The sequence below is a fragment of the Streptomyces sp. NBC_00620 genome, assembly GCF_026341825.1.
Lineage (GTDB): Bacteria > Actinomycetota > Actinomycetes > Streptomycetales > Streptomycetaceae > Streptomyces.
On the sequence record NZ_JAPENY010000001.1, the window covers coordinates 3,701,690 to 3,725,513 of the forward strand.

The window sequence follows — 23,824 nt, forward strand, 5'->3', positions numbered from 1 at the left end:
CGGGCGTTTTACGTGGGGCCGGGCCCCGGTGCGGCCGCTGTTGCTGCCTGCCGGGGTCCTGCCGTGTCGTACGCCGTCCGCTGGGCCGGGATCGCGTCCAACGAGATCTCCACGACCGTGTGTTCGGGGGTGCTGCCGCGCCTGGTGCGTAGGGCCACGGCCGTCATCGGGACCGTGAGCAGGAGCAGGCCGAGGGCCAGGATCGTGCCCATCGCCGGGTAGCCCGCCCGGGCGGAGAGCAGGCTGCCCGTGAGCGGGCCGCACGCCGTGCCGAGTGAGGAGGCGGAGCCTACGAGGACCGCCCAGCGGCCGCGCGGGTCCAGGGACGCGGCGAGGCCGATCACGTACGAGAGCACCACCGGGTAGAGCGTGTTCCACGCGATCTCGCCTATCGCGAACGACGTCAGGTCGTCCGCCGCCGCGCTGAGCGCGATGCAGCCGGCGATCAGGGCTGTGCCCGCGCCGATCGGCAGCGCGTGTCCCAAGCGCGGGCCCAGCGCGCTCGCGCCGATCACCCCGAGGAGTCCGGCACCGAGCGCCGCCGCGAAGACCGCGCCGACGGTGACCTCGGTGAGTCCCGCCTGGGCCAGGCCGATACGGCCGCTGACGCCCCACAGGGAGTTCTGGGCGAGGGACCAGAAGAGCATGGCGGTGGCGAGGAGGGCGCCGGCGTGTAGGTGGGGGAGGGGGGTTGAGATGCGGAGGGTGTGGGGGGTGGGTTGCCGTGTGTGGGTGGGGAGGTGCCGGGTTGTGGGGAGGACGAGTAGTGCGGTGATCGCTATCGCGGCGAGGGGGAGGCCGTGGGCGCCGCCCAGGTGGGGGATCGTCAGGTACAGCGTGCCTGCGAGGGCGGAGACGCCCAGGAGGCCCAGGGTGGTGGTGCGGTGGGGGTCGCGTTGTGCGGCTATGCCGGTGGCCGCGACCGTGGTGGCCGTGCCGGAGCCGAGGCCGCCGAGGATCGCGCCGGTGACGACCAGGGGGATCGTCGTCGTGGTGGCGGCGGTGCCGTAGCCGGCTGCGGCGAGGAGCAGGCCCGCTTGGGCGAGCCTGCGGGGGCCGAAGCGGTCGACTCGCGAGGCGAGCAGGAAGCCCGCCATGGCCGAACTCAGCAGCAGGGCGCTGCCGATGGAGCCGGCCTGTGTGGCGGAGAGGGGGAGGCCCGCGTCCAGTCTGCCGACGGTGGTCGGGAGGAGGTACGGGGCGAGGTACCCGGCCGTGAAAAGGGCGACGAGGGGCCAGGGGCGGGGGGTGGTGCGGGCGGACACGGGCGTTCCCAGGGCATGCGAAAGAAGCGGCTCAATAGGGGGGTTGGGCGGCTGTCGACGGACAGGAACGCGCGGGCAATTTGTATCAAGGGGGTGGGGGTGCGAAGAAGGGGGGGTGGTGTGATGTGAGGCACGTTGCGTTTGGGGTGGGGGTGGTGGGGTAGCCGTGCGTGTCGTGGCTGCGCCCTGGGGTTGGGTGGTGGGTCGGGGCCGGGGGCCGGTACATCCGCCCGTCGCCGACGGATCAGACCTTGGCCGAGCAGTGAGGCGTCCGGTGACGCGGACGTACGCGACGGGCTTTTGATGTACCGGCCCCCGGCCCCTTCCGTACGTATGTGGCTGCGGGCGCGTGGGCGGCCGGGGGACGACCCTCCCGCAGCACTGTCCCGATCCCTCGCGCATGGGTGGGGGCTGCGCGCACCGTCCGGCCCGTCCGCCGTCTGAGGGCGAGGTAGTGCTATTCCGATTCCCCGCCCACCCGTGGGGGCCGCGCTCTTCAGTCCGGGTGGGGATCCTCCGGCCCGTCCGCCGTTTGGGGGCGAGGTGGTGCCATCCCGATTCCCCGCTGGGGTTTCAGCCCGTCCGGCGTCCGAGGACGAGATGGTGCCGTCCCAATCCCCCACCCACCCGTGGGGGCTCCACTCTTCATCCCGGCTGGGGGAGATCTTTTAGCCCGTCCGGCGTTTGAGGACGAGGCCGTTCAGGCCGATGGCGGGGGTCTGGGGGCGGCAGCCCCCAGGTACGGGTCGGGTAGGGGCGGAGGGGGCGAAAAAATGCCTCTGTGGGGGCCGGGGGTTCAGGCTGAGCGGCCGAAGCCGATGGTGGGGACTGCTCGTCTCAGGGGCCAGGGGCGGGAAGTCTCCGGGAGTAGGGGCTCCAGGAAGGCGTAACGGTCGAGGGCGGCGGGGTCCTGGTCGTCGACCGACTGGACGCGGCGCCACCAGGCGGCGATCTCGGACCAGCCGGGGGCGGAGAGGGAGCCGCCGAACTCCTGGACGGAGAGCGCGGCGGTGAGGCCGGCGAAGGCGAGGCGGTCGGCGAGGGGCCAGTCGGCGAGGGTGGCCATGACGAAGCCGGCGACGAAGACGTCACCCGCGCCGGTGGGGTCCAGGGCCTCGACGGCGATGGCGGGCACCTCGGCGCTCTGGCCGGTGCCGGCGTCAACGGCGTACGCACCCTCGGAGCCGAGCGTGACCACGGCGAGCGGCACGTGCTCCGTGAGCGCGTGGGCCGCGGCCCGAGGCGAGGAGGCGCCTGTGTAGCGCATCGCCTCCTCGGCGTTGGGCAGGAACGCCTCGCAGTGCGCGAGGTCGGACAGCCCCGCCAGATCCCACGCGCCCGTGTCGTCCCAGCCGACGTCCGCGAAGATCCGGGCCCCCTTGCTCGCGGCCTGCGCGATCCACGGCGCGGGCTTGCCCGGCGTGAGCGCGGCGACGGCGGCACGCGCACTCGGCGGGCAGTCGGGCGCCGGCTCCTCCGGAGGCGGCTCGTGGCCGTGCGAGACCATCGTGCGCTCGCCCTCGTACGCCATCGACACGGTGACCGGCGAGTGCCAGCCGGGCACCGTGCGGGACGGGGAGAGGTCGATGTGCTCGCCCTGCTCCAGGGCGTCCCAGCAGTACTCCCCGTAGTGGTCGTCCCCGAAGGCCGCCGCCAGCGAGGTCTTCAGGCCCAGCCGCGCCAGCGCCGTCGCCATGTTCGCCACGCCGCCGGGGCTCGACCCCATCCCGCGCGCCCAGGACTCGGTCCCGCGCACCGGGGCGGAGTCGAGCCCGGTGAAGATGATGTCGAGGAAGACGGTGCCCGTGAGGTAGACGTCCCAGGGCGGATCCTGGGGCGCGCGCAGCCCGGCGAGCGGGTCGACGGGCGCATGGCTGTACGGTCGCTCTCCGTTGGCTGCGGTCACGGTGCGCTCCCTGACGTGGTGCTGATTTCAAGTCAGTCTGCACCACGCTGCGGGCGGAGCGGCGGTGAGCACGCCCGCAACTGCCGTCGCGTCAGGCTCCCGCCGGAGCCGTTCCCGCAGGTCCGGGGGCGGCGTCCGGTGCGGCCTTCGGCGCGGTGGGCGTGGAGGCTCTCGCGGGGCGCGGCCGGATACGGTCGTTGCGGCCGCCGCCGCGGACCAGGAAACCGACCTCGGTGAGTCCAGAGGATCGGCGAGGTCGGCTTGAAGGGAAGCGGCGCCGGTGACTACCAGCGCGGCACGGCCGGTGTGACCCAGTCCGGGGCCGCGATCCGCATCGCCGCCGCGTCGTCGCGGTCGTGCAGTTTGCCGTCGTCGTCGAGCCAGCGCTGGTGCAGGAAGCGGAGTTTGTCCTGGTCGAGTTCGACGCCGAGGCCGGGGGCGTCGGAGACCTTGACCGAGCCGTTCTCGAAGGTGAGGCGCTCGGTGAGTACGTCCTCGGACTGCCAGGGGTAGTGGGAGTCGCAGGCGTGGTGGAGGTCGGGGACCGTCGAGGCGACGTGGGTCATCGCGGCGAGTGAGATGCCGAGGTGGGTGTTGGAGTGCATGGACACGCTTACGCCGAACGTGCGGCAGATGGCGGCGAGTTCACGTGTGTTGCGCAGTCCGCCCCAGTAGTGGTGGTCGGACAGGACGACCTGTACGGCTCCCTTGGTGAAGGCCTCCTGGATCTCCGCGAAGGTCGTCACGCACATGTTGGTGGCGAGCGGGACCGAGGTGCGGGAGGCGACCTCCGCCATGGCGGGCGTGCCGAGTGCGGGGTCCTCCAGGTATTCGAGTACGTCACCCAGCTCCTCGGCGACCCTCAGTGAAGTCTCCACGGACCAGGCGCCGTTGGGGTCCAGGCGCAGGGGATGCCCGGGGAACGCCTCGGCGAGTGCCCGTACGGCGGCGATCTCCTCGTCCGGCGGGAAGACACCGCCCTTCAGCTTGAACGAGGTGAACCCGTACCGCTCGGTGAACTTCCGCGCCTGCTCGACGACTCCGGCCGGGTCGACGGCGGCGCCCCAGTCGTCCTTCTCGCTCTCGACGCCCTCGGGGTGCTCGGCCCACTTGTAGAAGAGGTACGCGCTGTACTCCACCGTGTCCCGCACCTTGCCGCCGAGCAGCGCGTGCACGGGCAGCCCGAGTGCCTTGCCCAGCGCGTCCAGGCAGGCCACCTCGAAGCCGGAGACCACGGACAGGCGCAGCTTGTCGGCGGTCTGGACGCCCCGCAGACCGCCGACGTCGATCTGGTCGTCGACCCGGCCCCGGTCGACGGCCACCTCGTCGGCGACGGTGAACAGGCCGTTGAGGTCGGAGACTTGGCGGCCGACCAGTTTGTCGGCGAAGGGGCGCGCCAGTTCGAGGTACTTGCCGTCGCCGTACGTCTCGCCGATGCCCGTGACGCCGTCCGCCGTGACGACCTCCACGATCAGCCGGGGGGTGTACGGCTGGTGCACGCCCTGCGTGTTGAGCAGCGGCGGGTCGGCCACCAGGATCGGGGTCAGCCGGACGTCGGTGATGGTCAGATCGCGGGTCACAGGGCGGCTCCTACGGAGGCGGAGGTGGAGGTGGAGGTGGAGGTGGAGGTGGAAGCGGAGGTGGAGGTGGAGGTGGGGACGAGGGCGAGTCCGGTGGCGAGCAGCTTTTCCAGGTCGGCGAGGTCCGCGGGCGACGGGTCGGTGAGCGGGGCGCGGACCGGGCCGACGGGGTGGCCGCGGAGCCGGGCGGCGGCCTTCACGAGCGAGACGGCGTAGCCGGGCCGCCGGTCGCGGAGTTCGACGAAGGGGATGTAGAAGTCGCGCAGCAGCCGGTCCATGGCGGCGTCGTCACCGTCCCGGTGCGCCGCGAAGAAGGCGTCGGCGATCTCGGGCGCGAAGGCGTGCACGGCCGACGAGTACGCGGGGACGCCGACGGTGGCGTACGCGCGGGCCTGGATCTCCGCCGTGGCGGCCCCGTTGAAGAACAGGAAGCCCTCGGGCGCGGCGAGGGTGAGCCGCTGCAGGCGGTCGAGGTCGCTGTGGCCGTCCTTGAGCCCGATGACGCCGGGGATGCGGGCGACATGCCTCAACGACTCGGCGCTGAAGGTGACTTGGCCGCGCTGGTAGACGATGAGGGGCAGTCGTGTCCGTACGGCGATCTGCTCCACCTGTGCGACGAGCCCCTCCTGCGGCGCGGCGACGAGGTAGTGCGGCAGCACCAGCAGGGCGTCGGCGCCGGCCTCCTCCGCGATCCGCGCGAACCGGGCGGCCTGGGCCCAGCCGTACCCGATGCCCGCGACGACGGGCACGCGCCCCGCCGCCTCCTCGACCGTGGCGGCGACGACCTTCCGGTACTCGTCCTCGTCGAGCGAGAAGAACTCGCCGGTGCCGCAGGCCGGGAAGACGGCGCCGGGGCCGGTGGCGATCTGCGCGGCCACATGTGTACGGAAGCCGTCGAGGTCGAGGGAGCCGTCGCGGTGGAAGCTGGTGAGCGGGAACGACAGCACGCCGCGTGCCATCCCTTCGCGCAGCCGCTCCACGACGGCCTTCCTGTGCGTGTCCGCGGTCATCCCTGTCATCATCTCCGTATGTAGATGTTGTCTACGTATGAAGATGGAGATTAGGTACGCGAACGAGAGACGTCAATGGGCCGGGCCGCCACGCTTACGATCTGCACATGCCGGAACCCACTGACGAGCGCGGAGTGCGCGAGGTGAAGTCCGCCGCGCGCACGGTCGAACTGCTGGAACTGCTCGCCGCGCGGGGCGACCGTCCGGCACGCCTCCAGGAGCTCGCGGACGCGCTCGAAGTGCCCCGCAGCTCGATGTACGCGCTGCTCCAGACCCTGATCGGCCGGGGCTGGGTGCGCACGGACGTCACAGGTTCGCTCTACGGCATCGGCATCCACGCACTCCTCACGGGGACCAGCTATCTGGACTCGGACCCGCGCGTGCGCGCCGTACGCCCCTACCTCGACGAGGCCTCGCAGGCGCTCGGCGAGACGATCCACATGGGGCGCCTCGACGGCACGGACGTGGCCTACCTCGCGACCCGCGAATCGCACGAGTACCTGCGCACCATCAGCCGGGTGGGCCGCCGGCTCCCCGCCCACGTGGGCGCCCTGGGCAAGGCCCTGCTGGCCGAGCGCCCCGACGAGGACCTGCCCGAGGGCCCGTACGCCGCCGCCACCCCGCACACCCACACCCGGCGCGACGCCCTCGCGGCGGACCTGGCCCGCACCCGCGCCCGCGGCTACTCCGTCGACCGCGAGGAGGGCGTCCTCGGCATCGTCGGGTTCGGCTTCGCCCTGCGGTACGACGTCCCCGCCCAGGACGCCGTCAGCTGCTCGGTTCCGGTGGCCCGGCTGACCCCGGCCCACGAGGACCGGATCATCACGGTCATGCGCGAGATCCGGGCCAAGATCGAGACGGCGGCCCCGGGGGCGGCGGGAGCCCCGCACTGGCGCTGAGGCCGCACGGCGACGGTCCAGGTCACGGTGCGTCGACGGTCCACGTCACGGTGAAAAGCCCTACGGACTTGTCAGTGCAGGGTCGTACTCTTGGAATCGCAAGGCTGCCCCCGTGGCAAGCGTGCCGATCGAGGAGGAAAAGCAGGCCTCAGAGCCGGCCCATGACTCAGACACCCACAGCACAGACCCCCGCACAGGGGCAGGCACGAGCGCGTTTCACGGTCCCCGCGAATCACCCCATGGTCACTGTGCTGGGGTCCGGCGACGCCCTCCTGCGCGTGATCGAGAAGGCCTTCCCGGCGGCCGACATCCATGTCCGGGGCAATGAGATCAGCGCGGTGGGCGACGCCGGCGAAGTCGCCCTCGTCCAGCGCCTGTTCGACGAGATGATGCTGGTGCTCCGCACCGGGCAGCCGATGACGGAGGACGCCGTGGAACGCTCGATCGCGATGCTCAGAGCGAGCGAGAACGGGGAGGGCGACGGCGAGGAGACCCCGGCCGAGGTCCTCACGCAGAACATCCTGTCCTGGCGGGGCCGCACCATCCGCCCCAAGACGCTCAACCAGAAGCGGTACGTCGACGCCATCGACAAGCACACCATCGTCTTCGGCATCGGCCCCGCCGGTACGGGCAAGACGTACCTCGCCATGGCGAAGGCCGTCCAGGCGCTCCAGGCCAAGCAGGTCAGCCGGATCATCCTCACCCGCCCGGCGGTGGAGGCGGGAGAGCGCCTGGGATTCCTCCCGGGCACCCTCTACGACAAGATCGACCCGTACCTGCGCCCGCTGTACGACGCCCTGCACGACATGCTCGACCCGGACTCGATCCCGCGCCTGATGGCGGCGGGCACGATCGAGGTCGCGCCGCTCGCCTACATGCGCGGCCGTACGCTCAACGACGCCTTCATCATCCTGGACGAGGCCCAGAACACGAGCCCCGAGCAGATGAAGATGTTCCTGACCCGGCTCGGCTTCGAGTCGAAGATCGTGATCACGGGTGACGTGACCCAGGTCGACCTGCCGAGCGGGACGAAGTCGGGTCTGCGGCAGGTCCAGGACATCCTGGAGGGCCTTCCGGACATCCACTTCTCCCGGCTCACGTCGAGCGATGTCGTACGGCACAAGCTGGTCGGCCGTATCGTCGACGCGTACGAGAAGTACGACAGCGAGAACGGCACCGAGAACGGCTCCCACAAGGGCCGCAGGCACTAAGAGCCGTAACTTTAAAGCAGGAGACCAGCACAGCCATGTCGATCGACGTCAACAACGAGTCCGGAACCGAGGTCGACGAGCAGGCGATCCTCGACATCGCCCGCTACGCGCTCGCGCGGATGCGTATCCACCCGCTCTCCGAGCTCTCGGTGATCGTCGTGGACGCCGACGCCATGGAGCAGCTGCACATCCAGTGGATGGACCTGCCGGGGCCGACTGACGTCATGTCGTTCCCCATGGACGAGCTGCGGCCGCCGTCGAAGGACGACGACGAACCGCCGCAGGGTCTGCTCGGCGACATCGTGCTCTGCCCGGAGGTCGCCGAGCAGCAGGGCAAGGATGCAGAGACGCAGCACTCCATGGACGAGGAGCTCCAGCTCCTGACCGTCCACGGGGTGCTGCACCTGCTCGGTTACGACCATGAGGAGGCCGACGAGAAGGCCGAGATGTTCGGTCTTCAGGCGGCCATCGTGGACGGCTGGCGCGCGGACAAGGGCATGACGGGTCCCTCACCGGCCCCGACCGTGTCATGAGTCCGCAACTCATCGCCGGCGCCGTCCTGTTGGTCGTCGTCGCGTGGCTCGCCGCCTGCGCGGAGGCGGGCCTCGCGCGCGTCTCCAGCTTCCGGGCGGAGGAGGCCGTACGGTCCGGTCGGCGCGGCAGCGCGAAGCTCGCCAAGGTCGCCGCCGACCCGACCCGCTATCTGAACGTCGCGCTGCTGGTGCGCGTCGCCTGCGAAATGGCCGCCTCCGCGCTCGTCACCTACGCGTGCCTTCAGGAGTTCGACGCGACCTGGGAGGCCCTCGCGGTCGCCATCGGCGTCATGGTTCTCGTCTCGTACGTCGCGGTCGGCGTCTCACCGCGCACCATCGGCCGCCAGCACCCGCTCAACACGGCGACGGCGGCGGCGTACGTACTGCTTCCGCTCGCGCGGATCATGGGCCCGATCCCGCCGCTCCTCATCCTCATCGGCAACGCGCTCACCCCCGGCAAGGGCTTCCGCCGCGGCCCGTTCGCCTCCGAGGCCGAGCTGCGCGCCCTGGTCGACCTCGCCGAGAAGGAGTCCCTCATCGAGGACGAGGAGCGCCGCATGGTGCACTCCGTCTTCGAGCTGGGCGACACCCTCGTCCGGGAAGTGATGGTGCCGCGGACGGACCTCGTCGTCATCGAGCGGTACAAGACCATCCGGCAGGCGCTCACCCTGGCGCTCCGGTCGGGCTTCTCGCGCATTCCCGTCACCGGGGAGAGCGAGGACGACATCGTCGGGGTCGTGTACCTGAAGGACCTGGCCCGCAAGACGCACATCAGCCGCGAGGCCGAGTCCGAGCTGGTGTCGACGGCCATGCGGCCCGCCACCTTCGTGCCCGACACCAAGAACGCGGGCGATCTGCTGCGCGAGATGCAGCAGGAGCGCAACCACGTCGCCGTCGTCATCGACGAGTACGGCGGCACGGCCGGCATCGTCACCATCGAGGACATCCTCGAGGAGATCGTCGGCGAGATCACCGACGAGTACGACCGTGAGCTGCCGCCGGTCCAGGAGCTCGGCGACGACCGCTACCGCGTCACCGCCCGCCTCGACATCGGCGACCTCGGCGAGCTGTACGGCTTCGAGGCGTACGATGACGAGGACGTCGAGACGGTCGGCGGGCTGCTCGCGAAGGCGCTCGGGCGCGTCCCGATCGCCGGGGCTTCGTCGGTGGTCGAGCTGCCCGACGGGCGGGAACTGCGGCTGACCGCGGAGGCTGCGGCCGGACGCCGGAACAAGATCGTCACGGTGCTCGTCGAGCCGGTGGGCGCGGCGGATCCTGCCGAGAAGGAGAAGCCGGAGTGACTCCGCAGCGGCTTCGCGCCTTCTGCCTGTCCTTCAACGCGACCGTCGAGGACTTTCCCTTCAACCCGGACCTCTCGGTCTTCAAGGTGTTGGGCAAGCTCTTCGCGCTGACGAATCTGGGCGCGCGGCCACTGACGGTCAACCTGAAGTGCGACCCCGACGACGCGGTCCGGCTGCGCGAGGAGCATCCGGGCCTGATCATCCCCGGCTATCACATGAACAAGCGGCACTGGAACACCGTGACGGTCGACGGCGAACTCCCGGACCGCCTGGTCCGGGAGCTCATCGAGGACAGCTACGACCTCGTCGTCGCCGGCCTACCGAAGGCCGACCGCCTCCGCCTCGACCGCCCCTGAAGTCTCCGGGCGGCGGCTCCGTCCCAGACCGACCGCGACCAGCACCGCCGCCACCAGCAGGATCGCCGCGTCCAGGGACAGCACCGTGTGGACTCCGGACAGGAGGTCGGTGGACGTGGTGGCCAGGATGCCGAGCAGCGGGATGCCGATGGTGAGGCCGACCTGCTGGGTGGAGGTCACCAGGCCCGTGGCCAGGCCCTGTTCCTCGTTGGGGACGCCCGAGGTGACGGTCAGGCCGTACGAGATGATCGCGCCGAGGTGGCACATGCTGGCCAGCGAGACCGCGGCGGTGGCCAGCCAGACCGACCGGCCGCCCTCGCCGAGGCCGAGCAGCGCGGTGGTGAGAACGCCCTGGCCCGCCAGCGAAGCGACCAGCGTGCGGCGGGCGCCGAAGCGGCCGATGACCTTCGGGGCGTTCACTCCGGCGACGGCCGACATGACGCCCTGCACGCCGAAGACCAGGCCGGTCTCGAACGCGGAGAGGTCCAGGGTCTCCTGGAGGTACAGGGTCAGGACGAAGACCACCGTCGACATCATCGAGAAGGTCACCAGGCCGCCCAGGTTGCCCCACGCCACCGTGCGGCGGCGCAGCATCGGCAGACTCACCAGGGGAGCTTCGGTGCGCGACTCGACGTACCCGAAGGCGGCGAGCAGCGCGACGCCCGCGACGAGGGTCGTGATGACGTCGGCGCCGCCGAAGCCGCGCTCGGCCGCCGTCGACAGCGAGTAGATCAGGGCCAGCAGACCGCCGGTGACCGTGACGGCACCGGGGATGTCCAGGCGCGGGCGGTCCGGGGTGCGGGACTCGGGGAGCAGGCCGGGCGCCAGCGGCAGCACGATCAGTGCGAAGACCGCGAGCAGGCCCATCGTGGAACGCCAGCTCAGTACGTCGGTCAGGACGCCGCCCGCCACCATGCCGACCGTGAAGCCGAGGGACAGGAGCGTGCCGGAGATGCCAAGGGCACGGTCGCGCGCCGGGCCCTCCGGGAACGTCGTCGTCAGCAGCGACATGCCCGTCGGCACGATCGCCGCCGCGCCGAGACCCTGCAGCGCCCGCGCGGTCAGGAACGACGCCGGGTCCCAGGCGAAGGTCGCGAGCAGCGAGGCCGCGCCGAACAGGGCGAGGCCCGTCAGGAACAGCCTGCGGCGCCCGTACAGGTCGCCGATGCGGCCGAACAGGAGCAGGAATCCGCCCGACGGCAGCGCGAAGGCGGTGACCGCCCACTGCAGGGCGGACTGGCTCATACCCAGGTCCCTGCCGAGCACGGGCAGCGCCACGTTCAGTACGGAGAAGTCGAGCGCGACCATGAACTGGGCCGCGCAGAGCACGAAGAGGACGAGCTTGTCGCGGGTCGACAGGCGGGTGGACCGGCGGGTGTCGAGGGGGCGCTGCTTCGGGTGTTTCAGGGGACTGGAGGTTGTGTCGGTCGGCATGGGCAAGAGCTTGCTGCGGCCGGAATAACCGTGGGGAGCCGGAACTTATGCTGGTGGTCGCACCACCAGTCGCCAGTAGGGGGATTCGTACGTGGCTGAAGACGCGGCGCTCAAGACGCACCGACGGCGGGAGTTGCGCGAGTTCCTGATGAGCCGCCGTGCGCGGGTCACTCCGGCCGAGGCGGGGCTGCCGGACGGCGGGGCCCGGCGCCGTACCCCGGGGCTGCGCCGTGAGGAGGTCGCCGTGCTCGCGGGGGTGGGCGCGTCCTGGTACCAGTGGCTGGAGCAGGGGCGGGACATCTCCGTCTCGCCGCAGGTCCTCGACGCGGTGTCCCGTGTGCTGCGGCTGAGCAACGCCGAGCGCCGCCACCTGTATGTGCTCGCCGGGCTGAATCCGCCGGCGCCCGAAGTCGCGCCCGAGGTGCGGGACATGTGCGACGGGCTGCGGCGGCTGATCGACACGTGGATGCCGTATCCGGCGCACATCATGGACCAGTACTACAACTGCGTGATGTACAACGACGCCGCCACCATGGTCCTCGGCATGCGTCCCGAGAACTCCCAGAACTGCATCGTCGACTTCTTCAACGACCCGCTCTACCGGGGGCGTTCCCGGACCTGGGAGCGGAACGCCTGCACGGTGGTCGCCCAGTTCCGTGCCTCCTGTGCCGCCGCCCCGGACGACGAGGGGTTCCAGGAGCTGCTGGCCCGGTTGAAGGCGGGCAGTACGGAGTTCACCGAGCTGTGGGAGCGGCGGGACATCCAGGACGCGGGGCAGATCCGCAAGGAGCTCGACCATCCGCTGGTCGGGGTGCTGGCCGTCGAGTCCACCGCGATGAAGGTGCCCGCGCGGCCCGATCTCACCGTCGTCCTGCATACGCCGCTGCCGGAGGCGAACACCGCGGCGAAGCTGGAGTGGCTGGCTACGCCGGAGGGGCGGCGGGGGTCCATGTATCCGGTGGCGGGCTAGGACCTGGGGAGTGGTGGCCGGGTGTACGAAAGTCCTGGCCGGCGTGTCGATAAGCTCGGTCCATGACCGAGAACTCCGCCCTCGATCCCGAGGACCGCAAGATCGTCACCCTGGCTCGTTCGGCTCGGGCCCGTAACGGTGTGCCCGAGGGGGCGGCTGTGCGGGACGAGACGGGGCGTACGTATGTCGCCGGGACCGTGGATCTGCCCTCGTTGCGGCTGAGTGCGCTGCGGACGGCTGTGGCGATGGCTGTGGCTTCGGGGGCTAAGTCGTTGGAGGCGGCGGCGGTGGTGACGGAGGCGGAGGTCGCCGCTGCGGAGGATCTTGCGGCTGTGCGGGATCTCGGCGGGGCCGGGACGCCGGTGCTGGTCGCCGGGCCCGACGGGGCTCTGCGGGTGAGGGTTGTGGCGGGCTGAGTTTTTCGCCCCCTCCGCCCCTTCCCGTCCCGTTTCTGGGGGCTCCGCCCCCAGACCTCCGTTTCGCGCTGACGCGCTCGTCCTCAAACGCCGGACGGGCTGAAATCAGCCCCTCCGGCTAGGGGCGAAAAAGAGACTTACCCGGGGTAACCTTCAGCCACTTTTGCTGACCCCTGGAGGAATCCGTCGGCAATCGCTTGCGTTGGCGAGCCGCTCGCGCATCAATGGAACCGTCAGTTCCGACGGACCGTCAGAAACACCGCCGCGTGGCGTCCCGCACCACGTACGTGGGCGGTCCGCGTACACAACACTCCGCACCCTCACCGGCGTACCGGTGACGCGTCCGTGTGCCCGGCGCAAGGCGGCGCCGTCCCTCCATCCCCACATGGCAATTCCCGTACAAGGGAAGGGAATCCGATGAGAAGCAAGCGACTCGGGAGTGTCGCGGCGTTAGCCGCAGGCACCCTCGCGGTGACCGGGCTGGCGTTCGCGCCGACCGCCGCGGCCGTCACCCCACTGACGGCCACCATCACAGCGACCTGCAGCATCGTCGGCGACGGTGAGGCCACCCTCACGGCCACGCAGACCGGCACGGCCGCGACCATCACCGTCACCTCCACCGAGATCACGACCCCGCTCGCCCTGGACCAGGACACGGTCAGCGCCACGCTGACCCTGGTGAAGGCGAGCGGCGGCACCAGCGTCTTCAGCGGTACGAAGAACCCCGCCATCCCGGCGGGCGGCGGGGTCTCGGTCGGCCCCCTGGACGGCACTGTCGCCCCCGGTGACAGCCTGGAGGCCTACGGCGGCTCCCTGCAGTTGGTGGTCTTCGGGATCCCCATCACCTGCAACGCGAACGCGCCGCAGTCCCCGGGTCCGTTCGTGTTCGAGTAGGCCCCAGTACGCGCAGACCGGTGCCGCCCGCGCGCAGCGGCACCGGTCCTCGCGTTGACGCGTGTCCAACTGGCCTTCTGCCGCGCACTGTTGGCGGTATCTACGAAATCTGATGGTCCATCAGTTGCTGTGGCCGGATTCCATTGACTTTTCACACTACCCGCACATCAATGGCCCCCTGTCGGCGCAGAAGAGCCGCTGCGCCCGCATCCCTCAGGAGGGGGCAACCATGTCAATCATGGGTTCGACAGCTCGAAGACGCCGCTGGGCGGCGCTCCTCGGGGTGACCGCTCTCGCGGTCACAGCCACAGGCGCGCTGGCCGGTCCGGCCGGGGCGGCCACGAACGTGGACTTCCCCACGCACTGCATCCCGCCGGAGATCGCGGGGATCCCGCCGATCGACGGCACCACCACCGCGGTCATCACGGTGGACAACGCCAGTCCCACGGTCGGCGACACCGTCACGGTGACGTACGAGGTGGTCAAGCCCGCCGCGAACAACCCCACGGCCATCAGCCTGCCGGCCGACATCATGACGCCGTCCGGCAAGGTCACGCTGGGCGGCGCCCAGACCGGGAGCGTCACCGTCGCGGGACCGAAGAAGAACGACCCGGTGGCGGGCAACGCCCCCTTCCCGGGGTTCACCATGACCGGCACCTTCACGGTCACCAGTCCGGGCGCCATCACGCTCTCGCCCGGCGACTACAACATCCACACCAGCTACATCCTGGAGCTGGACACCCCCTGCACGGTCACCAACGCGCCCGCGCCGGTCTCCGAGACGATCACCGCTGCGGACACACCCCAGCCCAACACCCGTGCCATCCAGCTGGGTTCGGCCTCAGGGAACCCCGGTGACAGCGTGACCGTCACCGGCAGCAACTTCACCCCGGGCGCGACCGTCACGCTCGCCGGACGGTCCGGTGCCAGTCAGACCGCGGACACCGCAACCGTGACCGCGACCGCGGCGGGCGCCATCACCGGCGCGCTGACCGTCAACGACAAGACGACGACCGGTGTCGTGGCGTACGAGGGAAGCAGCTGGAGCAGCGACCTGGGCGCGGGCCCGGCCACGTACACCGTCATCGACAACACACCGGTCCCGCCGAACAGTCAGAAGCTCAACACCACAGTGACCGCAGGGTCGTTGTCGATGACCCAGGACGGCGACACCGTCGACCTCTCGGCCGTCGAGTTCGGCAAGGGCGGGCCGTCGACGGGCGCCCTGAACACGGTGACCGTCCAGGACTTCCGCGGCGGACCCGCGGGCTGGTCCCTGGTCGGCAAGGTCACCGACTTCACCGCGCCCGGCGCCAAGATCGACGCCGGACAACTGAGCTGGACCCCGGCATGCGCCACCAAGGCCGGGAGCCCGAGCACCTGCCAGGCCGGTTCGCCCGGCACGGTGGGCAGTTCGGGAGCGACACTGGCGTCCGCCCCCAACGGCACGGTCACCGGTGGTGAGTTCACCGCTGACGCCCAACTGTCGCTGAACGTACCGGCGTTCACCCCGCCGGGTTCGTACTCAGGCGTTCTCACGCTGACGCTCAGCTGATCCGTCCATCCGCACCTCGTGGCCGGGCGCGCACCCGCCCGTCCACCTCGTCCGTGGGGGTCCGCACCCATGCGCAAGCTGTACGTTCTCCTCCTGTGTCTGTTCCTGGCCTCACAGGCCGCACCCTCTTACGCCGCCGACAACGGCAGCTGGTCCGTCTTCCCCGTCTCGACGAAACTCGCCGCGCGGCCGTACTTCTACCTCTCCGCCGACCCCGGCACGACCCTCGAGGACAAGGTCACGGTCGCCAACAAGACCGGCGAGCCGCTGACCTTCCGGCTGTACGCGGCCGACGCGTACAACACCGTGCGCGACGGCGGGTTCGCCGTGCGCACGCTCAAGGAGAAGCAGCGGGGGGTCGGGGCGTGGGCGCGTCCCGCGCGCTCCCGGGTGACGGTTCCCGCGCACGGCTCGGTCACCGTCCCGTTCACGCTCCGGGTGCCGGAGAAGGCCGAACCCGGGGACCACCCAGGGGCGTTGGTCGCGCTCGACGAGCGGATCGACGCGGGCGACGGGGCCCTCGCGATGGGGGTTCAGCGGGCGGTCGCGGCCCGGATCTACCTGCGGGTCGGCGGCCCGACGATGCCCGCCATCTCCGTCGAGAAGGTCCGCATCACCCACCACCAGCCCCTCGTACCCGGTCTGGGCGACAGCACCGCCACCATCTCGTACACCCTGCGCAACACGGGCAACGTGACGCTGAACCCGAAGGTCCAGCTGAAGGCCGAGGGGCTCTTCGGCCGTACGCTGCTCTCGCGGGGACTGACCAAGATCCCCTCGGAGCTGCTGCCCGGGCAGCGGGTCCGGCTGAGCGAGCCGTGGCGGGGAGCGCCCCAGCTGGACTGGGGCGAGGTCACGCTCACGGCTTCGGCCCATGACACCCGTGAGTCGGCGAGCGCCTCGTTCTTCGCGCTGCCCTGGCTGGTGGCGGCGGTGCTGGGGGCCGCGCTCCTCGGGGCCCTGGTGGTGATCAGAGCGCGGCGCGGCGGCAGCTGGCCGTGGACGTCCGGAGAACGTCAACGCCGTACATGGCCATGGGTGTTCAGAGCGCGTCGGGGCCGCGCTCGCCGGTCCGTACCCGCACCACCGTCTCCACCGGAACCGCCCACACCTTCCCGTCGCCGATCTTCCCCGTCTGCGCGGCCCTGACGATCGCGTCGATGACCGCGTCCGAGTCGGCGTCGTCGACGACGACCTCGATACGGACCTTGGGGACGAGGTCGACCTGGTACTCGGCGCCGCGGTACACCTCGGTGTGGCCGCGCTGGCGCCCGTACCCGCTGGCCTCAGTGACGGTCAGACCGTGCACGCCGAGTTCCTGGAGGGCGGTCTTGACCTCGTCGAGCCGGTACGGCTTGACGATCGCGGTGATGAGCTTCATGCCTGGGCCTTGACCTTCTGGGCGGAGGGGACGGAGGACGAGACCGGGGCGCCGTGCCCCAGGACCCCGTGATCGTAGGCGGTCTCGGCGTGCACTGTAAGGTCCAGGCCGGTCTGCTCCTGCTCCTCGTCCGCGCGCAGGCCGATGACCCGGTCGATCAGCTTCCCGATGCCGTACGTGACGGCGAAGGCGTACGCCCCGACGGCCACGACGGCGACCAGCTGCCTGCCGAGCTGCCCGAGCCCACCGCCGTAGAGGAGGCCCTCGGCGCCGCCCGTCATCGACTCCGTCGCGAAGACGCCGATGAGGACCGTGCCGATGACGCCGCCGACCAGGTGGACGCCGACGACGTCCAGCGAGTCGTCGTAGTTGAGCTTGAACTTCCAGCTCACGGCGTACGAGCAGACGAGACCGGCGGCAAGACCGACGACCAGCGCGCCAAGGAGGGAGACCGAGCCGCAGGACGGGGTGATGGCGACCAGGCCCGCGACCGCGCCGGACGCCGCGCCCAGCGTGGTGGGGTGGCCGTCGCGCCGCTGCTCCACGAAGAGCCAGCCGAGCAGGCCCGTGCAGCCGGCGGTGAGGGTGTTGAGGAAGGCGGCGGCGGCCAGGCCGTTGGCGCCGAGGGCCGAGCCCGCGTTGAAGCCGAACCAGCCGAACCAGAGGAGACCGGCGCCCAGCATCACCATCGGCAGGTTGTGCGGACGCATCGCGTCCTTCTTGAAGCCGAGGCGCGGGCCCAGGACCAGGCAGAGGGCCAGACCGGAGGCGCCCGAGGTGACCTCGACCGGCAGGCCGCCCGCGAAGTCGAGCGCGCCCAGGCTGTCGAGGATCCAGCCACCGGGACCCCACACCCAGTGGGCGACGGGAACGTATACGAGCAGCGCCCACAGCGGTACGAAGACCAGCCACGCGCCGAACTTCGCGCGGTCCGCGATCGCGCCGCTGATCAGTGCCGCCGTGATGATCGCGAAGGTCAGCTGGAAGGTCGCGAAGAGGATCGTGGGGACCGTGCCCTGCACGCTGTCCGGGCCGATGCCCGCCATGCCCGCGTGCTTCAGTCCGCCGATCAGCCCGCCGAAGGCGTCGTCGCCGAACGCGAGCGAGTAGCCGGCGGCCAGCCACACCACGGTGACCAGCGCGATCGACACGAAACTCATCATCAGCATGTTGAGGACACTCTTCGTGCGGACCATGCCGCCGTAGAACAGGGCCAGGCCCGGGGTCATCAGCAGCACGAGTGCCGTGGCGGCGAGCAGCCAGGCGGTGTCGCCGGTGTCGATGTGGGGGACAGCCAGGGGCGCGGCCAGGATCACGGTGTCTCCAACGGGGTGGGGGCGTCGTCCGAGGGTCACGGGCCCGCGTTTCCGGTTGTGCACACGCGCGTTTCGGGCGTGTTTCGTGTTGCGTGGGGGTTTCCGGAACCTCACGGTGGTGACCGTTCCGTGGCCGAGACCGCCGCCGCTTTCGTCCGCCGTGCGGCAGGGCTCCGATGATCAGGGACAATGGGCGCCATGAGCGTTCGTACCGAGTCATCCGAGCCGTCCGAGGCCAACCACCGCGCCGGCTTCGCCTGCTTCGTGGGCCGCCCCAACGCGGGCAAGTCCACCCTCACGAATGCTCTGGTCGGCCAGAAGGTGGCGATCACCGCGAACCAGCCGCAGACCACGCGGCACACGGTGCGGGGGATCGTGCACCGGGCCGACGCGCAGCTGATCCTGGTGGACACCCCCGGGCTCCACAAGCCGCGCACGCTGCTCGGGGAGCGGCTGAACGACATCGTGCGGACCACCTGGGCCGAGGTCGACGTCATCGGCTTCTGCCTGCCCGCGAACGAGAAGCTCGGTCCCGGTGACCGGTTCATCGCGAAGGAACTGGCGTCCATCAAGAAGACGCCGAAGATCGCGATCGTCACGAAGACCGACCTCGTCGACGGCAAGACGCTTGCCGAGCAGCTCATCGCCATCGATCAGCTCGGCACCGAGCTCGGGTTCGAGTGGGCGGAGATCGTGCCGGTGTCGGCGGTCGCGGACGAGCAGGTGGATCTGCTCGCCGACCTGATCGTGCCGCTCCTTCCGGAGGGGCCCGCGCTGTACCCGGAGGGTGACCTCACCGACGAGCCCGAGCAGGTCATGGTCGCGGAGCTGATCCGTGAAGCCGCGCTCGAGGGTGTGCGGGACGAGCTGCCGCACTCCATCGCCGTCGTCGTCGAGGAGATGCTTCCCCGCGAGGACCGGCCCGCCGACAAGCCGCTCCTCGACATCCACGCCTTCGTCTACATCGAGCGGCCCAGCCAGAAGGGCATCATCATCGGGCCCAAGGGCAAGCGGCTGAAGGAGGTCGGCATCAAGTCCCGGAAGCAGATTGAAGCGCTGCTGGGTACGCCGGTGTTCCTCGACCTCCATGTGAAGGTCGCCAAGGACTGGCAGCGGGATCCTCGGCAGTTGCGGAAGCTGGGGTTCTGAGGGGCTTTTTTCGCCCCCTCCGCCCCTACCCATTCCCGTCACTTGGGGGCTCCGCCCCCAAACCCCCGCTCCTCAAACGCCGGAGGGGCTAAAAATCTTTAGCCCCTCCGGCGTTTGAGGACGAGGCCGTTCAGGCCGAAAGCGGGGGTCTGGGGGCGGAGCCCCCAGGAACGGGACGGGAAGGGGCGGAGGGGGCGAAAAAACTCAGGGCCGGCCCCCGCTCGGCGACAGGTCCTGCAGCCCCACCACCCGCAGCAGTTGGAGTCGTTCGTGGGACTCCGTGCCGGGGCGGGCCGTGTGGACGATCAGGAACTGGTCGTGGCCGGAGCTGAGCAGGATCTCGCAGTCGAGTTCGAGCAGGCCGACGGTGGGATGGCGGAAGCGCTTCGTGGAGGCACGCCGCACGGCGACCTCGTGGGCGTCCCACAGCTCCGCGAACTCCCCACCGGCCGCCCGGAGTTCGGCCACCAGCCGAGCCGGCCGCGGATCCTCGGGCCGCGCCGCGGTGACGGCCCGAAGGTTGGCGACATGGGCACGGGCCAGCTCAGGATGGTCCTCGACGGGGAAGAGGGCACGGGCCCCCGGTTCGGTGAAGAAGCGGCGCACCATGTTGCGGTCACCGCCCGCATCCCCGACGAGCGCCGCCGCCATCGCGTTCTGGGCGAGCACGTCACCGTAGTCCGTCGCGATCATCGCGGGCGCGTCGTACAGCCGGTCGAGGATCAGCAGCAGCCCCGGCCGGACATGCGCGGACGCGCTCTCGGACCGCGGTGGCTCCTCACCCACCAGGTGGAAGAGATGGTCCCGCTCGTCCCCACTGAGCCGGAGCGCCCGCGCCAGCGCACCCAGCATCTGCCGTGACGGGCGCGGCCCCCGCGACTGCTCGAGCCGCGTGTAGTAGTCCACGGACATCCCCGCGAGCGCAGCCACCTCCTCCCGCCGCAGACCCGGCGTACGGCGCCGGGCACCCGCCGTGAGCCCCACGTCGGAGGGGTCGAGACGGGCGCGGCCGCGGCGCAGGAAGTCGGCGAGTTCGGCTCGGTTCACCCCTCCAGCGTGGCCGAAGGCGCCCGTCTTATCCAGGGAGTGCTGATCCCCTGATCGAGAGGTCTCTCCCGCCGCGCGCCGCCGCGTCCCAGGCTGGCGGCAGGAGAGAGGAGCACATGATGCTGACACTGGTGACGGGTACGACGGGTGAGGTCGGGCGCCGTTTTCTCCCGAGGCTGCTGGCGCAGACGCAGCCCGGCGAGCAGGTACGGGTCCTGGTCCGCGACGAGTCGAAGGCGTCCCGGTTCGCCGAACTGGGCGCGCAGGTCGCGGTCGGGGACCTGCGGGACTCCGACACGCTGGGGAAGGCGCTCGCCGGAGCCGACGCGGTGGTGAACATCGCGGCCTCCTTCCGCGGCGTACCGGACGACGAGGCGCGGGCGGTCAACCGGGACGGGGCGCTGGAACTGGGGCGCGCGGCGGTCGCTTCAGGCGTACGCAGGTTCGTGCAGGTCAGCACGAACCTCGTGTACGGCGCGGGGCGGGGCCGCCCGCACACCGAGTCCGATCCCTACGTGCCCGGCGGCCGCCTGTGGGGCGCGTACCCGGAGGCGAAGCTCGAGGCCGAGCGCGGGCTGCTGGCGATGGCGGACCTCGACGTACGCGTCGGGCGGCTCTCCTTCGTCTACGGCGAAGGGGACCCGCACATCGCCCAGTCGATGCGGTGGGCGGCGCACTGGGCCGCGACCCAGCGCTTGCAGATGGTCCACCACGCGGATGTGGCCCAGGGGCTGCTGCGTCTGCTGTACGCCCCGGGCGCCGACGGCCGTGTGTACAACATCGCGGACGACGCGCCGGTGACAACGGTCGAGCTGCACCAGCTCAACGGCCTCGAAGTCCCCGAGGACCTGCACGACCGGCCCGACGACGACCCGTGGCACGGCATCGTCTCCACCCGCCGCATCCGCCGCGAACTGGGCTTCCGCCCCCTGTACCCCTCGGTCTGGACGGCGGCCGACGTGGGCGCGCTCTAGTGCCTGTCCGGCGGACAGGCCCTAGTCCACGCCCCTGATCCGCCCCACCAGCAGAGCCCCCGCGAGCCCGATCACCGCCGCCACCAGGTACAGCACGCGGTAGCCGCCCAGGTACGTCACGATCGGTGCCGCGAGGACCGGGGCGGCGACCTGGGGGAGGGCGTTGGCCACGTTGATCACGCCCAGGTCCTTGCCGCGGTCCATCGCCTTCGGGAGGACGTCCGTCATCAGCGCGAAGTCGACCGAGGTGAAGACGCCGAAGCCGATGCCGAGGACGGCGGCCGCGACGATGGCGCCCGGCCAGGTCTGCCAGCCGGCGAGGGCGGCCGTGGCGACCGCCATCAGGACGCCCGACCAGATCACGAAGGGCTTGCGGCGGCCCACACGGTCCGACCAGACGCCGCCGACCACCACCGTGGCGAGGAGCGTGACGCCGTTGACCGCGGTCAGGATCAGGACGCCCTGCTCCGGGTCGTCGTAGTGCAGGCGGTCCCGCAGGTAATAGAGCAGATACAGCAGTACGAGCGCGTTGCTGAGGTTGATCAGGAAGCGGGTCAGCCAGGCCCAGGCCAGGTCGGGGTGGCGGCGGGGGCTAAGCCAGAAGGAGTTGAGGAAGGGGCGCCAGGCAAACGCGGGGCGGTCCGACACGGGCAGGCGCAGGTCCTTGTGGCGCAGTACGTACGGCAGCACACCCACGAGCGTGAACACCGCGCACGCCGCGTATCCGCCGCCCACACCCCCGGCCAGCGTCGCGAGCCCCGTCCCGCCGACCACGCCCAGGATCTGGGCCGCCCCCAACCAGCCGCCCACAGAGCCCCGTTGGAGCCGCGGCACCCGGTCGGGCACAGCCGCCGTCACCGCGGCGAAGGCGGCGTTCAGTGTCAGCTGGACCAGGCACCAGCCGGCCGCCATGGTCCAGACGCCGCCCGCGCCCGCCAGGAGCAGCAGTGACAGGGCGCCGCCCGCTGCTCCGGCGACGATCCACGGCGTACGGCGGCCCCAGCGCGCGGTCGTCCGGTCGGACAGCGCGCCGAAGAGCGGGTTGGCGACCAGCGAGACGACCGCACCCGCACCCGTCACCCACGCCAGCATCGTCTCCTTGGACATGCCGGAGCCGGGCGCGAAGTCCTCCGCCTGGGAGGCGAGCAGGATCTGCAGGGGGCCGTACCAGCCCACCCAGATCGCCCCGTTGGCGAGCGAGAGCGACGCGGTCCAGCCCCGGCCGACCCGCTCGACGGGCTCGGCCAGCGCCGCCGCCGAGGGCTCGCTCGCGTCGGTCGAGGGCGCCGTCATCTCTTGGCCCGCAAAGAGTCCCGCAGCGCGTCCCGCAGCCACGAGTAGGACGCCTTCGGGGTCCGCTCCAGGGTTCCGTAGTCGACGTGGACGAGGCCGAAGCGGCGCGCGTACCCCTCCGCCCACTCGAAGTTGTCGAGGAGCGACCACACGAAGTAGCCGCGTACGTCGACGCCCGCCTCCAACGCCCGGTGCAGCGCCCGCACATGACCGTCGAGGAACGTGATCCGCTCCTGGTCGTCGATCCCGTCGTAACTGCAGCCGTTCTCGGTGATGACCACGGGCGGGAGCCGGTCGCCGTAGCGCTCGCGGAACCCGGTGAGCAGTTCCGTGAGCGCCTCGGGGACCACCGGCCAGCCGAAGTCCGTGACCGGGTAGCCTTCCAACTCGCGTACCGAGAAGGGGAGTTCGGCGGGCAGAGTCAGTCCGCTGAACTCGATCTCCGCGCCCTCGGGGGCGCCCACCTTGGTCGGCTGGTAGTAGTTGATCCCGTACCAGTCCAGCGGCTCCGAGATGATCTTCAGGTCCGACTCGATGTCACCGGGGAGCAGGTCGGCGATGCCGTCGGGGTAGCGGCCAAGGAGCAGCGGGTCCGCGAACAGGCGGTTGAGGAGCAGGTCGTAGAAGTCGGCGGCCTCCACGTCCTCCGTGCTCTGAGACGCCGCCCAGGTCGGCCCGTGCGAGTTGGCGATCCCGATGTCGGTGACGCCGGCCGCGCGCAGGGCCCGTACAGCCAGACCGTGGGCAAGGAGCTGGTGGTGGGCCACCGGCAGGGCGTCGAAGAGCAGCTTCTTGCCGGGTGCGTGTGCGCCCAGTGCGTGGCCCAACAGGGTGTGTTCGGCGGGCTCGTTGAGGGTGATCCACTTGGTGACGCGGTCGCCGAGGCGGGCGGCGACGACGGCCGCGTACTCGGCGAAGCGTTCCGCGGTCGAGCGGTTCATCCAGTCGAGGTCGACCGGCAGGTCCCAGTGGAAGAGGGTCGGTACGGGGCGTACGCCCGCCGCGCACAGTTCGTCGACCAGGCGATCGTAGAAGTCCAGGCCGCCGGGGGAGTTCACCCGGGGCCAGGAGATGGAGAAGCGGTAGGCGTCCACGCCGAGGTCGCGGAGGAGGGCGACGTCTTCGCGGTAGCGGTGGTAGTGGTCGCAGGCCACTTCGGCTGTGGAGCCGTCCTTCACGTTTCCCTGTTCGGCGGTGAAGGTGTCCCACACCGAGGGGGCGCGTTTGTCGGTGGCTCCCTCGATCTGGTGGGCCGATGTCGATACGCCCCAGAGGAAGTTGGGCGGGAATTTCGGGAGGGTCGTCGCCATGCGCGCGATCATCCTTACCCGCAG

General features: G+C 70.9%; 22 protein-coding genes. 12 read left to right on the forward strand and 10 right to left on the reverse strand.

Going from position 1 to position 23,824, the window contains the following annotated elements; all coding sequences use genetic code 11:
• Positions 1-8: 8 nt before the first annotated feature.
• From OG246_RS17055 to OG246_RS17070, 4 genes are all read right to left on the reverse strand, one after another.
• Entirely contained in the window at positions 9-1,265 is a 1,257-nt protein-coding gene (locus OG246_RS17055) for an MFS transporter (protein WP_266462534.1), read from the reverse strand.
• Positions 1,266-2,061: 796 nt separating this feature from the next.
• The gene (locus OG246_RS17060; protein ID WP_266462536.1) at positions 2,062-3,171 is read right to left on the reverse strand and encodes a carbohydrate kinase family protein; all 1,110 of its coding nucleotides are present in this window, start codon (positions 3,169-3,171) and stop codon (positions 2,062-2,064) included.
• A gap of 284 nt (positions 3,172-3,455) precedes the next feature.
• Complete coding sequence (locus OG246_RS17065; protein ID WP_266462539.1) at positions 3,456-4,751, reverse strand: glucarate dehydratase family protein; 1,296 nt, start codon at positions 4,749-4,751, stop codon at positions 3,456-3,458.
• Positions 4,748-5,761, reverse strand: a complete 1,014-nt coding sequence (locus tag OG246_RS17070) for a 5-dehydro-4-deoxyglucarate dehydratase (RefSeq protein ID WP_266462542.1) — start codon at positions 5,759-5,761, stop codon at positions 4,748-4,750. Before OG246_RS17070 ends, OG246_RS17065 begins: the two co-directional genes overlap by 4 nt.
• Positions 5,762-5,868: 107 nt before the next feature.
• Between OG246_RS17070 and OG246_RS17075 the strand changes: the two genes are divergently transcribed.
• The 5 genes from OG246_RS17075 to OG246_RS17095 all read left to right on the forward strand — a co-directional run bounded on the left by OG246_RS17075 (position 5,869) and on the right by OG246_RS17095 (position 10,061).
• A complete protein-coding gene (locus OG246_RS17075; protein WP_266462552.1) occupies positions 5,869-6,660 on the forward strand; it encodes an IclR family transcriptional regulator in 792 nt (263 codons plus the stop codon).
• Between the two features lie 161 nt (positions 6,661-6,821).
• Positions 6,822-7,871: a PhoH family protein gene (locus OG246_RS17080; RefSeq protein ID WP_266462555.1), complete on the forward strand. Its 1,050-nt coding sequence runs from the start codon at positions 6,822-6,824 to the stop codon at positions 7,869-7,871.
• Positions 7,872-7,906: 35 nt separating this feature from the next.
• Positions 7,907-8,404 carry an rRNA maturation RNase YbeY gene (gene ybeY / locus OG246_RS17085; protein WP_266462558.1) on the forward strand — a complete coding sequence of 166 codons (498 nt, stop codon included), beginning with the start codon at positions 7,907-7,909 and terminating at the stop codon, positions 8,402-8,404.
• Positions 8,401-9,705, forward strand: a complete 1,305-nt coding sequence (locus OG246_RS17090) for a hemolysin family protein (RefSeq protein ID WP_266462560.1) — start codon at positions 8,401-8,403, stop codon at positions 9,703-9,705. Before ybeY ends, OG246_RS17090 begins: the two co-directional genes overlap by 4 nt.
• Complete coding sequence (locus OG246_RS17095) at positions 9,702-10,061, forward strand: MmcQ/YjbR family DNA-binding protein (protein WP_266462562.1); 360 nt, start codon at positions 9,702-9,704, stop codon at positions 10,059-10,061. Before OG246_RS17090 ends, OG246_RS17095 begins: the two co-directional genes overlap by 4 nt.
• Here the strand turns inward: OG246_RS17095 and OG246_RS17100 are convergent.
• Positions 10,023-11,495, reverse strand: a complete 1,473-nt coding sequence (locus tag OG246_RS17100; protein ID WP_266462565.1) for an MFS transporter — start codon at positions 11,493-11,495, stop codon at positions 10,023-10,025. The genes OG246_RS17095 and OG246_RS17100 overlap by 39 nt on opposite strands.
• Before the next feature lie 148 nt (positions 11,496-11,643).
• Between OG246_RS17100 and OG246_RS17105 the strand changes: the two genes are divergently transcribed.
• From OG246_RS17105 to OG246_RS17125, 5 genes are all read left to right on the forward strand, one after another.
• Entirely contained in the window at positions 11,644-12,465 is an 822-nt protein-coding gene (locus OG246_RS17105; protein WP_266464292.1) for a helix-turn-helix transcriptional regulator, read from the forward strand.
• Between the two features lie 62 nt (positions 12,466-12,527).
• Positions 12,528-12,881, forward strand: coding sequence for a cytidine deaminase (locus OG246_RS17110; RefSeq protein ID WP_266462568.1), 354 nt, complete (start codon positions 12,528-12,530; stop codon positions 12,879-12,881).
• Between the two features lie 417 nt (positions 12,882-13,298).
• Complete coding sequence (locus tag OG246_RS17115) at positions 13,299-13,775, forward strand: hypothetical protein (protein ID WP_266462573.1); 477 nt, start codon at positions 13,299-13,301, stop codon at positions 13,773-13,775.
• 238 nt (positions 13,776-14,013) lie between these two features.
• Positions 14,014-15,330 carry a beta-xylosidase gene (locus tag OG246_RS17120; RefSeq protein ID WP_266462577.1) on the forward strand — a complete coding sequence of 439 codons (1,317 nt, stop codon included), beginning with the start codon at positions 14,014-14,016 and terminating at the stop codon, positions 15,328-15,330.
• 69 nt (positions 15,331-15,399) lie between these two features.
• Positions 15,400-16,479: a DUF916 domain-containing protein gene (locus OG246_RS17125; protein WP_266462580.1), complete on the forward strand. Its 1,080-nt coding sequence runs from the start codon at positions 15,400-15,402 to the stop codon at positions 16,477-16,479.
• Here the strand turns inward: OG246_RS17125 and OG246_RS17130 are convergent.
• Together OG246_RS17130 and OG246_RS17135 are read right to left on the reverse strand one after the other, a co-directional pair.
• On the reverse strand, positions 16,373-16,711 hold the full coding sequence (locus OG246_RS17130; RefSeq protein ID WP_266462583.1) for a P-II family nitrogen regulator: 339 nt from the start codon (positions 16,709-16,711) through the stop codon (positions 16,373-16,375). The two genes, OG246_RS17125 and OG246_RS17130, sit on opposite strands and share 107 nt — an antisense overlap.
• On the reverse strand, positions 16,708-18,009 hold the full coding sequence (locus OG246_RS17135; protein WP_323178321.1) for an ammonium transporter: 1,302 nt from the start codon (positions 18,007-18,009) through the stop codon (positions 16,708-16,710). Before OG246_RS17135 ends, OG246_RS17130 begins: the two co-directional genes overlap by 4 nt.
• Before the next feature lie 207 nt (positions 18,010-18,216).
• Here OG246_RS17135 and era point away from each other — a divergent pair, with 207 nt between their 5' ends.
• Positions 18,217-19,176, forward strand: coding sequence for a GTPase Era (gene era / locus OG246_RS17140; RefSeq protein ID WP_266462586.1), 960 nt, complete (start codon positions 18,217-18,219; stop codon positions 19,174-19,176).
• Positions 19,177-19,380: 204 nt separating this feature from the next.
• Here era and OG246_RS17145 read toward each other — a convergent pair whose 3' ends face one another.
• Positions 19,381-20,223 carry a helix-turn-helix transcriptional regulator gene (locus OG246_RS17145; protein ID WP_266462590.1) on the reverse strand — a complete coding sequence of 281 codons (843 nt, stop codon included), beginning with the start codon at positions 20,221-20,223 and terminating at the stop codon, positions 19,381-19,383.
• A 119-nt stretch (positions 20,224-20,342) separates the two neighbouring features.
• On the opposite strand from OG246_RS17145, the gene OG246_RS17150 reads away from it, so the two are divergent.
• Positions 20,343-21,197: an NAD(P)-dependent oxidoreductase gene (locus OG246_RS17150; RefSeq protein ID WP_266464298.1), complete on the forward strand. Its 855-nt coding sequence runs from the start codon at positions 20,343-20,345 to the stop codon at positions 21,195-21,197.
• Positions 21,198-21,218: 21 nt separating this feature from the next.
• On the opposite strand, the gene OG246_RS17155 is transcribed toward OG246_RS17150, so the two are convergent.
• Together OG246_RS17155 and OG246_RS17160 are read right to left on the reverse strand one after the other, a co-directional pair.
• On the reverse strand, positions 21,219-22,490 hold the full coding sequence (locus OG246_RS17155; RefSeq protein ID WP_266462593.1) for an MFS transporter: 1,272 nt from the start codon (positions 22,488-22,490) through the stop codon (positions 21,219-21,221).
• Positions 22,487-23,812: a GH1 family beta-glucosidase gene (locus tag OG246_RS17160; protein ID WP_266462597.1), complete on the reverse strand. Its 1,326-nt coding sequence runs from the start codon at positions 23,810-23,812 to the stop codon at positions 22,487-22,489. Before OG246_RS17160 ends, OG246_RS17155 begins: the two co-directional genes overlap by 4 nt.
• Positions 23,813-23,824 lie beyond the last annotated feature (12 nt).